Origin of the sequence: Lentzea sp. DG1S-22, assembly GCF_036321065.1 — a bacterium.
Classification (GTDB): Bacteria; Actinomycetota; Actinomycetes; order Mycobacteriales; family Pseudonocardiaceae; genus Lentzea; species Lentzea jiangxiensis.
The window spans coordinates 2,870,840-2,882,707 of record NZ_CP143276.1; the positions used below are offsets into that span (position 1 = coordinate 2,870,840).

Annotated in this window: 8 protein-coding genes; 3 read left to right on the forward strand and 5 right to left on the reverse strand. The window is 72.1% G+C overall.

Annotated features, from left to right (window positions below):
• Positions 1-18 precede the first annotated feature (18 nt).
• Entirely contained in the window at positions 19-1,470 is a 1,452-nt protein-coding gene (locus V1227_RS12340; RefSeq protein WP_329792645.1) for an aldehyde dehydrogenase family protein, read from the forward strand.
• Positions 1,471-1,606: 136 nt separating this feature from the next.
• On the opposite strand, the gene V1227_RS12345 is transcribed toward V1227_RS12340, so the two are convergent.
• The 4 genes from V1227_RS12345 to V1227_RS12360 form a co-directional block, all read right to left on the reverse strand.
• Entirely contained in the window at positions 1,607-3,160 is a 1,554-nt protein-coding gene (locus V1227_RS12345; RefSeq protein ID WP_329792646.1) for an MDR family MFS transporter, read from the reverse strand.
• Positions 3,157-3,786, reverse strand: coding sequence for a TetR/AcrR family transcriptional regulator (locus V1227_RS12350; protein ID WP_329792647.1), 630 nt, complete (start codon positions 3,784-3,786; stop codon positions 3,157-3,159). Before V1227_RS12350 ends, V1227_RS12345 begins: the two co-directional genes overlap by 4 nt.
• 72 nt (positions 3,787-3,858) lie before the next feature.
• Positions 3,859-4,566, reverse strand: a complete 708-nt coding sequence (locus V1227_RS12355; protein WP_329792648.1) for a DUF427 domain-containing protein — start codon at positions 4,564-4,566, stop codon at positions 3,859-3,861.
• 40 nt (positions 4,567-4,606) lie between these two features.
• Entirely contained in the window at positions 4,607-5,590 is a 984-nt protein-coding gene (locus V1227_RS12360) for a ribose-phosphate diphosphokinase (RefSeq protein WP_329792649.1), read from the reverse strand.
• 422 nt (positions 5,591-6,012) lie between these two features.
• Between V1227_RS12360 and V1227_RS12365 the strand changes: the two genes are divergently transcribed.
• On the forward strand, positions 6,013-7,506 hold the full coding sequence (locus V1227_RS12365; protein ID WP_329792650.1) for an alpha/beta hydrolase: 1,494 nt from the start codon (positions 6,013-6,015) through the stop codon (positions 7,504-7,506).
• A 36-nt stretch (positions 7,507-7,542) separates the two neighbouring features.
• Positions 7,543-9,030 (forward strand): alpha/beta hydrolase, encoded by a 1,488-nt coding sequence (locus V1227_RS12370; RefSeq protein ID WP_329792651.1) that lies wholly within the window; start codon positions 7,543-7,545, stop codon positions 9,028-9,030.
• Positions 9,031-9,070: 40 nt separating this feature from the next.
• Here the strand turns inward: V1227_RS12370 and V1227_RS12375 are convergent, their stop codons facing one another.
• The gene (locus V1227_RS12375; protein WP_329792652.1) at positions 9,071-11,845 is read right to left on the reverse strand and encodes an AAA domain-containing protein; all 2,775 of its coding nucleotides are present in this window, start codon (positions 11,843-11,845) and stop codon (positions 9,071-9,073) included.
• Positions 11,846-11,868: the final 23 nt, after the last annotated feature.

The window sequence follows — 11,868 nt, forward strand, 5'->3', positions numbered from 1 at the left end:
CCGCTTGAATCTCCGGTCGTGGCACGCGAAGAGCACCAGCTCCTGATCGGCGGCGACAGCGTTCCGGCGCTGGACGGCCGCACCACCGACGACCTCAACCCCTTCACCGGCGAGGTCCACGCCGTGGTCGCCGCCGCCTCACCGGCCGACGTCACGCGGGCCGTCGACGCGGCCGAGAAGGCCTCCGCGGAGTGGGCGGCCACCACGCCGTCCACGCGCCGCGCGGTCCTGCTGAAGGCCGCGGACCTGCTGGAGGAGAGGACGCCCGACATCGTCGCGCTGATGGCCGCCGAGGTCGGCGGTGTCGCCGGGTGGGCGGGGTTCAACGTGGCGCTCGCCGCCAACGTCCTGCGCGAGGCGGCCGCGGCGGTCACCCAGCCCGTCGGCGAGGTGCTGACGACGGAGACGCCCGGTCAGCTGTCGCTGGCGGTCCGGGAACCGCTGGGCGTGGTGGCGGCGTTCGCGCCGTGGAACGCGCCGGTCATCCTCAGCACGCGGGCCGTCGCCGCGCCGATCGCCGCCGGGAACACCGTGGTGCTCAAGCCGAGCGAGGACGCGCCGATCGCGGCCGGGCTGCTGATCGCCGGCGTGCTGCACGAGGCCGGGCTGCCGGCGGGCGTGCTCAACGTCGTGACGAACGCGCCCGCCGACGCGGCCGCCGTCGCCGAGGCCCTGATCACCGACCCGCGGGTGCGGGCCGTGAACTTCACCGGGTCCACGGAGGTGGGCCGGATCGTCGGAACGCTTGCGGCACAACACCTCAAGCCCGCCTTGCTGGAGCTCGGCGGCAAGAACTCGCTGCTGGTGCTCGACGACGCCGACCTCGCCCACGCCGTGAACGCGGCCACGTTCGGCGCCTTCCACAACGCGGGCCAGATCTGCATGTCGACCGACCGCGTCCTGGTGCACCGGTCGGTGGCCGAGGAGTTCACCGCGAAGCTCGCCGCCAAGGTGGGGTCGCTCCCGCACGGCGACCCCGCCGACCCCGGCACGGTCATCGGCCCGGTGATCAACCCGCGGTCCGCCGAGCGCGTCGCCGCCCTGGTCGCCGACGCGGTCGAGAAGGGTGCTCGCGTCCGCGCCGGTGGTGGTGGTGGTGGTGGCGCGACCGTGCTGGACGAGGTGACACCGCAGATGCGCATCTTCCGGGAGGAGATCTTCGGACCGGCCGTCGTCGTCGTTCCGGTCGACGGCGACGACGAGGCCGTGGCCATCGCGAACGACACCGAGCACGGGCTGACAGCGGGCATCATCACCGAAGACACACGGCGCGGGCTCTCTCTCGCGCGGCGCATCCGCACCGGGATCGTGCACGTCGGCAACCAGACAGTGGACGACGAGCCGCAGGCGCCGTTCGGTGGCGTGAAGGCCAGCGGCTACGGCAGGTTCGGCGGCCGGTGGGGCGTCGAGGCGTTCTCGGCGACGCGCTGGGTGACCGTGGCGAGCGAGCACGGCCACTTCCCGTTCTAGGCCGGTGATCGGCGCACCGGCGGAGTCGTGGCCGTGGCCCTGGACGGCGATCACCTGGTCCCCTTGGTGATCGCGACGGACCCGAAAGGCGGAGCGGCCCCCGACCGCGGAGGTCGAGGGCCGCTTGCACACCCGGTCAGTGACCGGCGGCCATCTCCGCCGCCAGCCGGTCGTCACCGCTCGTCTCCTTGAGCGGCTTCTCCTTGATGAACAGCACCGCCAGCAGCGCCAGCACCGCGAACGGCACGCCCACCAGGAAGATCTCCGCCGTCGCCGTCGCGTAGATCTCGGCGATCACGGCCTTGACCTCGGGCGGCAGGACCGAGAGGTCCGGCACCGCGTGGGCGGACGCCTCGGCGCCGGGGATCGCGCCGAACTTCTCCTCGGTCAGCGACGAGACCTTGTTGGCGAGCACGGCGCCCAGCGCCGAGACGCCGATCGCGCCGCCCAGCGAGCGGAAGAACGTCAGGGTCGACGTGGTGGCGCCCAGGTCGCGGGCCGGGACGTCGTTCTGGGCGGCCAGGACGAGGTTCTGCATCAGCATGCCGACGCCGACGCCGAGCACGAACATGTGCACGGACACCATGAACACCGACGTCTTGGCGGTGATCGTGGACAGCAGCAGCATGCCGCCGACCATGACCACGGCGCCGGAGACCAGGAAGGCCTTCCACCTGCCGAACTTCGTGATCAGCTGACCGGCCACTGTGGACGAGATCAGCAGACCGAAGATCAGCGGCAGGCCCAGCAGGCCCGCCTGCGTCGGGGTCTTGCCGAGCGAGAGCTGGAAGTACTGCGAGAGGAACACCGTGCCACCGAACATCGCGACGCCGACGAGGGCGCTGGCGACGGTGGTCAGCGAGACGGTGCGGTTGCGGAAGATCGACAGCGGCACGATCGGGTCGTGGGCGGTGGCCTCGACGCGCACGGCGGCGACGAGCAGCAGCACCCCGAGCGAGACCAGGCCGGCGGTCCAGCCGGACGCCCACTCGAACTTCTGGCCGGCGAGCGAGGACCAGATCAGCAGCGTCGAGACGCCGGACACGATCAGGAACGCGCCCAGGTAGTCGATCTTCGTCTCCTCCTTGCGCACGACCGGCAGGTTCAGGGTGCGCTGGAGCATGTAGATCGCGGCGAGGGTGAACGGGATGCCGATGAAGAAGCACCAGCGCCAGCCGAGCCACGAGGTGTCGACGAGCAGGCCGCCGATCAGCGGGCCCGCGACGGTGCCGACGCCGAACACCGCGCCGAACATGCCGGAGTACTTGCCGAGCTCGCGCGGCGGGATCATCGCGGCCATCACGATGGTCGCGAGCGCCGTGACGCCACCGGCGCCGAGGCCCTGCACGACGCGGCTGACGATGAGCATCTCGACGTTCTGCGAGAAGCCCGCGATCAGCGAGCCGACGACGAACAGGCTGAGCGACGCCTGGATCAGCAGCTTGCGGCTGTAGAGGTCGGCGAGCTTGCCCCACAGCGGCACGGTCGCGGTCATCGCGAGCAGCTCGGCCGTCACGATCCACGCGAAGATCGACTGCGAGCCCTTGAGCTCGGCGACGATGCGCGGCAGCGCGTTCGACACGATGGTGCTGGCGAGGATCGAGACGAACATGCCCATCATCAGGCCCCACATGGCCTGGACGACTTCGCGTCTGCCGTGCACTGGTGTCACTTCTGCGTCGGTGGTCATGAGGTTCCCCCTTCGTGGTGGTGCGGCGGTACGTGAGCCAGTCCGGCGCCGAACAGGTCGAGGGCCTCGCCGACGACGTCACCGAGCGCGAGGCTGTCGTCCGCGGCCCAGCGGGTCACGGCACAGCGGAACGCGGCGCTGCCGGCGGAGACCAGCAGGCGCGGGTACAGGTGGGACTCGGGCAGCCCCGCTCGCGCCGCCACCGCGCTCGCGAGCAGCTGTTCGGACTCCGCGCTGCTCGCGAACGCCCTGACCAGCAGGTCCGGCCGCTGCATCACGACGTCCTTGCGCAGCAGCCACAGGTCGCGGGCGTTGTTCAGCTCGTCGGTGATCTCCGCGAGGACCGAGCGCCGGTACGCGTCGAACGGCGTCACGTCGCCGGGGAAGGCGAGGATGCGCTCGGCCATGCGCGGGCCCACCTCGGGGTCCGCGCCGATGAGCGCCTCGTCCTTGCTCGCGAAGTAGTTGAAGAACGTGCGCACCGAGACGTCGGCCTCGGCGGCGATCTCCTCCACGGTCACGTTGTCGTAGCCACGCTCGGCGGCGAGCCGCACGGTCGCGCGCTCGAGCGCGGTGCGCGTCTGGCGCTTCTTGCGGTCGCGCAGGCTCTCCCCCGGCTGGTTCACGGGGTCAGCGTACGGATCTTTTTGCAGTCACTGCAAGTTTGCAGTGTGTGAACTAGGACTCTCTGCCGGCAGCTACGACCAGGGCGTGTTCGGCCGCTCCTGGAGCACGCCGTCGAGGAAGAGGTCGACCTTCTCACTGAAGAAGCAGGCCGTTCCAGCGATTTTCTGGCTCTCGGGCAGCGGCTCCCGGTAGATCCACACGAGGTCCTCGTGCAGCACGCCGTTCACTAGCACCGACCAGTAGGAAGCCGTTCCCTTGTACGGGCACCGCGTCCGCGTGCCCGACGGCCTCAGCAGATCGAACCGGACGTCGCTCAACGGCAGGTAGTAGCGCGGCGGGAGGCTCGTCTCGAACAGGATCCGCGGCTGCCCCGACGCCGCCAGCGTCACGCCGTCCAGCGCCACCCGCACGTGCCGCGAGCTGCTCAGGACGTCGACCCGCTTGTACGGGTCGCGCGGGTGGACGTAGATCGGCTCGTCCTCCTCGAGCCACTCGTCCATGGCCGCGAACTCGACCCGCACGAGGTCCCGCAGCTCCGGCGAGTCCGGACGGGTCAGCGCGGCGCCTTCGGCCGTGCCGCCCCGCGTGACGACGTCGTGGACCACGCCGTCGCCCTTGGTCTCCCCCGTCGGCTCCAGCTCGACGCGCACCGAGGACAGGGGCAGGTAGTAGGCCGGGTGGTGCGGGACCTCCCAGACCAGCCGCGGCTCGGTCGTGTCCGCGACCAGCTCGCCACCGAAGTACGCGCGGACCCGCTTCGCGGATCTTTCCACTCGCATGTCGCCCATGCCTCATGGCAGCACGGGACGCGCCACCGTGCTAGGCGTTGCCGTCGAACAGGCTCGTCACCGAGCCGTCCTCGAAGACCTCCTGGATCGCCCGCGCGATCAACGGCGCGATGCTCAGCACCGTCAGCCCCGGGAAGCGCTTGTCGTGCGGGATCGGCAACGTGTCGGTGAGGATCACCTCGCGCGCCTTGCTCTCCGTGAGCCGCTCGTACGCCTCGCCGGACAGCACGCCGTGCGTGGCGACGAGGACGACGTCCTTCGCGCCCTGCTCCAGCAGCTGGCGCGCGGCCGTCGTGCTCGTCATCGCCGTGTCGATCATGTCGTCGACCACGACGCACGTGCGGCCCTCCACGTCGCCGACGACTCGGTTGGCCACGACCTCGTTGGGGCGCAACGGGTCGCGCGTCTTGTGGATGAACGCGATCGGGCAGCCGCCGAGCAGGTCCGCCCACTTCTCGGCGAGCCTCGTGCGGCCGGCGTCCGGGGAGACGATCGTGAGGTGCTCGCCCCGGTAGCGGGCGCCGACGTGGTCGCAGAGCAGCCACATCGCGTGCAGGTGGTCGACCGGTCCGTCGAAGAAGCCCTGGGCCTGCGCGGTGTGCAGGTCGACCGTCATGATCCGGTCCGCGCCCGCCGTCTTGAACATGTCCGCGACGAGCCGCGCCGAGACGGGCTCGCGACCGGTGTACTTGCGGTCCTGGCGCGCGTACGGGTACGACGGCACGACCGCGGTGATGCGCTTGGCCGAGGCCCGCTTGAGCGCGTCGACCATCAGCAGCTGCTCCACCAGCCAGTCGTTGACGGGCGCGCTGTGGCTCTGCATGACGAACGCGTCCGCGCCGCGCACGCTCTCCTCGAAGCGGACGAAGATCTCGCCGTTCGCGAAGTCGTAGGCGGCCTGCGGGGTGATGGCCACGCCCAGGTCCTTGGCGACCGCCTCCGCGAGCTCCGGGTGCGCCCTGCCCGTGAGCAGGATGAGCTGCCGCTTGGCGACGCCGGGCTTGCCGCTGACCATGAGCACGCTCCACGTTCGTCCGCCGTTGAACCCGATCGTTCAGCATCGTCGCGAGATCGCGCAAACACCGTGTCCGTCCGATGAGATTCCATGTTGCTGCGCACTTCGGGTTAACCCCATCGAGGGCACCCACAGGGGTCTTATAGCAGGTCCGGACCCCAACGCTGGGTAGAGATCGGGGCGGCCGCTTTCACCTCTTGGGGTACGTCTCGTGTGATTCCTCGATCGGTGTGCTCGAGGGGTCGTTGACCATCCCTACGCTCCTCGCATGCCGGAAACCCAGGACGCACCTGGCACACCACCGCAGGCGCCCCCCGCGAACCCGGTCGTGATGGGCACGCCCATCCACGACCAGATCGCCGATCACCTGGGAGTTCGCCAAAAGCATCGACGGCCGGACTGAGGGCCGTTATGAACGCCGCATGCGTCTCTTCGTGCTCGGCGCCGTGGCGGCGCTCGTGGTCCCGCTCGTCCCGGTGGCTCACGCCGCTCCCCCGCCGCTCGCCTGGGGTGCGTGCGCGCCCGAACGGCCCGGTTTCGAGTGCGCCGTCCTCGACGTGCCGCTCGACCACGACGACCCGGACGGCCCGAAGACCTCGGTCGCGCTGACCAGGAAGCCGGCGACGGACCGAGCGCACCGCGTCGGGTCGCTGGTGTTCAACCCCGGCGGTCCCGGCGCATCGGGGATCGACTACGTCTGGGCGTGGGGCGAGCGCATGTCGGCCGGAGTGCGGGGGCGGTTCGACGTCGTCGGGTTCGACCCGCGCGGCGTCGGCCGGTCGAACCCGTTGCGCTGCTTCGCCTCCGAACAGGACCGCGCCGAGTTCCTGGCGCGTGGCCCGATCTTCCCCTACGAACGGGCGCAGGAGCGGCCGTTCTTCAACCGCTACCGCTCGCTCGCGTCCCGCTGCGACCAGCCGATCGCCCGGCACATGAGCACCGCCGACGTCGTGCGCGACCTCGACCTGCTGCGCCAGGCCCTAGGCGACCGCGAGCTGACCTACTTCGGCACCTCGTACGGCTCGTACATCGGCACGACCTACGCGAACATGTTCCCCCGCAACATCCGCGCGCTCGCGATCGACGGCGTGCTCGACCCCGTGCTCTGGTCCGGCGGCCGGCAGATCTCCTCGGACCGCAGGGCCACCGCCGAGGTGCTCGACGAGTTCTTCCGGCTCTGCGACGAGGCCGCGTGCGCGTTCGGCCCGGACTCGGAGAAGCGGTGGCAGGCCCTGCTCACCTCGGTGCGGGCCCGGCCGATCGTGCTGGGCGGGCAGACGTGGACCTACGACCGGGTGGTCGAGCAGGCGCTGTTCGCCGGGTTCGCCTCGGAGGCGTGGACGGACGTCGCGGCGGTGCTGGACCAGCTGTCGGACGCGGCCGCGGCTGCCTCATCGCCACCCGGGGCGTTCGAGGCGCCTGGGCCGTACGACAACTTCTTCGACGCCAACCTCGGCACCATGTGCGCGGACACCGAGTACCCGCGCACGTTCGAGGCGTACCGGGCGATCTCCCGCTACGCCGAGGCCGGGTCTGAGTTCGGCCCGTACTGGTGGTGGAGCACCAGCGCGTGCGCGGACTGGCCCACGAGTCCCGACCGCTACACCGGACCGTGGCGTGCCCGCACGTCGGCACCGGTCCTGGTGGTGGGCACCCGCTTCGACGGCTCCACCGACCTGCGCGGCGCCCTGGCCGTCGCGCGGCTGCTGCCGAACAGCCGGTTGCTGGAGTACGCGGGCTGGGGCCACATCGCCTACCGGCGCAGCCGGTGCGCGGCCGACCACCTCCACGAGTACCTGCTCTCCGGTGCGCTGCCCGCCGCCGGGACCGTGTGCCCCGCCAACCCCAACCCGTTCCTCGGCACGGGGTCCGAACACGACGTTCGGCGGTCGACGGCACCGGCCGGGAGCCGGTAGGAAGAGCGCTTCCGCGGACAAGAGGGGAGCTTGTCGATGCGTTCCACCGTCCTGGCCGCCGCGGCCGCGCTCATGATCACCGGCGCGCCCGCGGTGCAGGCCACACCGGGTCCCGCCGTCCCGAAGATCGCGTGGACGGCCTGCGGACCCGAACACCCCGGTTTCGAGTGCGCCTCCGTCGAGGTGCCGCTGGACTACGACGACCCGCGCGGCGCCACCACCTCGGTGGCCCTGGCGCGCAAGCCCGCGACCGACGGTGCCCGCCGGATCGGGTCGCTGTTCCTGAACCCCGGCGGTCCCGGCGGGTCAGGCGTGAACTTCGCGCTCGGTGCCGGCGACACGCTGTCGGCCAACCTGCAGGGCCGGTTCGACATCGTCGAGTTCGACCCGCGCGGCGTCGGCAGGTCCGACCCGCTGCACTGCTTCGCGAGCGAGGAGGACCTCGGGAAGTTCTTCGAGGGCATCCCCGGCTTCCCGTACCGGGCGGAGCAGGAGCGGCCGTTCTTCGACCGGTACCGCTCGCTCGGCCCCGAGTGCCGCGACGACCAGGAAATCGCACGGCACATGAGCACCGCCGACGTGGCACGGGACATGGACCTGCTGCGCCGCGCCGTCGGTGACGCCAAGATCAGCTACTTGGGGTTCTCGTACGGCTCGTTCCTGGGCGCCACCTACGCGAACCTGTTCCCGCGCAACATCCGCGCGCTCGTGATCGACGGTGTGCTGGACCCCGAGCTGTGGTCGAGCGGCCGCCAGGTCGAGTCGGACCGGATCGCCACGAAGGAGGAGTTCCGCGAGTTCCTGCGCACCTGCGACGAGGCGCGGTGCGCCTTCGGTCCGCAGTCGGAGAAGCGCTGGGACGCGTTGCTGGCCTCGGTGCGCGCCAAGCCGATCGAGCTCGGCGGCCAGGTGTTCACCTACGACGCGGTGATCAACGCCGCGATCGGCGCCATGTACTCGCCGAGCGACTGGCCGGACGCGGCCGCGTTCTTCGACCAGCTCTCGGACGCCTCGCTCGGCCTGTCGGTCACCGCGGAACCGGACTACCCGAACGGTTTCGACTCCTACAACGGCAACGTGTGCGCGGACATCGAGTTCCCGCGCTCGTTCGGCGCCTACCAGGCGGTTTCCCGTTACGCCGCAACGGGTTCGGAGTTCGGCCCGGCGTGGTGGTGGGGCAACGCGGCGTGCGCGAACTGGCCCACCAACCCGGACCGCTACACCGGGCCGTGGCGCACCCGCACGTCCGCGCCGGTCCTCGTGGTGGGCAACCACTTCGACGGCATCACGGACTTCCGCGGCGCGCAGGCGGCGAACCGCCAGCTCGCCGGAAGCCGTTTGCTGGCTTACGCGGGCTGGGGACACACGGCGTACGGGGTCAGCAAGTGCGCCACCGACCACACGAACGCCTACCTGCTGAACGGGACGTTGCCGGCTGCCGGAACCGTCTGCCCGGCGAACCCGAACCCGTTCCTGCCCTCGGCCGCGTCCGCCGAGCCGCTGTTCGAGCCCACGCGGAGGTAGAGAGGGTCCGGTGCGCCCGCGTCCCCGCGACGCGGGCGCGTCACCTCCGCGCCGAGTCGCGGTTCAGTTCCTGGGCCAGCTCCACCGCCGCCCGTGCGGGATCGCCCGCGAACCGGCTGCCGAACGCGTCGTGCACCCGCCATCCGGCGTGGCCGAGCGCGCGCCACCGGGCCAGGTGCGCCGCGGCGCCCTCGGGGTGCGGGCGCGTCTCGACCGCGACGGCGTCGTCCTTCTCCCCCACCACGAGGTCCACCCGCCACCGCCCCACCGGGTAGCCGGTCCGCACGGTCAGCCCGGCGGTCCGCAGCTCCCTCGCGAGGCTCGCGGTCCAGTCGTCGCCGGGCTCGGTCCCGGCGGTCTCGGTCGGCGCGATGTCCGCGTGCCGCAGGTACTCGCCGATCAGGCCGGGCGGTTCGGGCGCCGAGGTGATCACGTGCACCTTGCGGCGCGCGCGGGTCGTGAGGACGGCGAGCAGGTTGCGGTCGTTCACGAACCGCCAGCCGCCCGGCTTCCCGTCGGCGGCCAGGCTGATCACGACCTCGTCGAACTCGCTGCCCTGCACGCCGTGCACGGTGCCGACGCGCACACCACCGGTCGTGATCTCGTCCAGCGACAGCTCCCGCAGCAACGCGGCTTCCAGCGCGTCGGCCTGGGCGCGGAACGGCGTCACGACGCCGATCGACCGCACCCCCGCCGCGACCCGTTTGCGGACGTGGGCCAGGACGGCGTCCACCTCGGTGGAGTTGACGCCCTTCGCCGTGCGTTCACCGAGGACGCGTTCGGTGTCGATGCAGTCGACGTCGGCGATGGACGGGTGCGTGGTCAGCAGCGCGATCCTGCCGTCGTAGAACCTCGCCGCCGCGAACCCGATGAGGTGCGGCGCGCAGCGGTGGTGCTCGTCGAGCCAGTGCACGCCCGCGGTCGCCGCGCCCGCGTCGAACAGGCTCACCTTCGGCACGTCGAGCCGGTCGCGCAGGTCCTGCGTGCCCTCGGCGTCCAAGGCCGCCCGCACGGCCTGGTCGCTCACGAACGACACGTGCCGCAGCTGCCGGGGATCGCCGCCGATGACCGCGGACCGGCCGCGCAGCAGCGCCGGAGCGGCGAGCGGCTGGTCGGCGTGGCTCGCCTCGTCGATGACCACCAGGTCGAACATGCCCGGCACCGGCGGCAGGATGTCCTCGACGTCGGAGAGCGTGCCGACCCACAGCGGCAGTGCCGCCACCAGGTCCGCGCTGTCGATCTCGGCGAGGCCGCGGCGCCGGGCCGCGCGTCCCGACCGCAGCGCCTTCGCCAGCGCCGCGACGGCCCGGCGCGCGCCCGGTCCCCTGCGGCTCACGGAGTACTCCCCGAGCCACTCGGCCGTGGCCGTCCGGCTCAGCGCGTCCTGCTCGGCCAGCAACGGCCGGAGCTCACCGAACGCCGTGCCGCCACCGGCGCCGATCCGGACGGCCGCCGCGGTCTGCTCGGCCGCGTCGACCGCCGCGGACAGGTCTTCCGGCGACGCGTCTCCCGCCCCCGCCAGCCGCCGCGCCTTCCTCAGCGCCCAGCCCGTGCGCGGTCCACTGAGGAATCCTGTGCGCGGCCGCAGAAGTCCGCGCAGCACAGTGAAGTCCACGCCGGCTTCGAACGCGGCGGGCGCCACGGACCGATGTGCCGGCATCAGCGCCTGGTGCTTCTTCGCCAGCGTCGCCAGCTCCTCGTCCGCGAGCGCACCGCCGACCGCGCGTTCGACCCGGGCGACCGCCGCGGCCGCCGCGCGCCGGGCACCGTCGAGCCCGGCGAGGCGTCCGGGGTCGCTCTCGGCGGTCAGCCCGTCGCTGAGCTCGCGCGCCATCTCCTGCCGCAGCTCGGAGTCGCCGAACAGCACCGGCACCGGGCCGCCCGCCCGGCGCAGCGCGGCCCCGAGCACGTCGGCGGCGTTGCGCGTGCGGCTGGCGAGGAGCACGGACCTGCCCGCCGCCACGGCGTCGAGCGCCAGCGCGGCTAGCGTGTGGGTCTTGCCGGCACCGGGAGGCCCGCCGACGACCGTGATCCGGGCGCGCCGGGCGTGCTCGACGGCGCGCATCTGGCTGTGCGACAGGGGCAACGCCGAACTGATCGGCTCGTCGTGGTCCGCCGTCGTGGCACCGGCGCCGTAGAGGGCCGCGAACGCCGTGTCGTCGATGCCGCGCTTGACCGACCAGTCGTAGAGCGCCGTGCCGTGCTCGGTCTTCACGACCGGCTCGCCCGCGTGCAGCCCGGCACCCATCGCGACGACGAGCTCGTTGCCGGAAATCAGCTCCTTGGGGTCGTCGTGCACGACCGGCACGTTCTCGAAGCCGGCCAGGCGCAGCGTCTCCGCGATCCACTCCCCGGTCGGCGCGAGCGCGGCCTCCCGCTCCGCGCTCTTCGCCCAGTCGTCGATCAGCGGGAACACCCCGGCGTCACCGGCGACGTGGTAGGCGTAGCCCAGCCCGATGCCGTGGTGCAGCCGCACCGGCCGGGACACGAGCGGCAGGCAGACCCGCCGCCGCTGCCCGCCGATCTCCGCGGGCCCCGCGAGGAACGCCCAGCCCAGCCGCAGCAACCGGTCCTCCTGGTGCAGCGCGTCGAACGCCGCCAGGTGCGCGATTTCCTGCCGCGACCGCTTCGGCGCTGTCCACGGCACCGGCGTCCAGTGCGGGCCCTCCTGCACGAGCGTGATCGCCCGCCACGACGGCTCGTGGTCGCCCAGCCACAGCAGGCCGGCCGCCTTGCTGAGGTCGAGCTGGAGCTTCCGCGGCTGCTCGGCGGCGCTCAGGCGGGCCAGGGTGCGCAGGACGGCGGGCACGTTCACGCCGACATCCTCGCACCCGGACC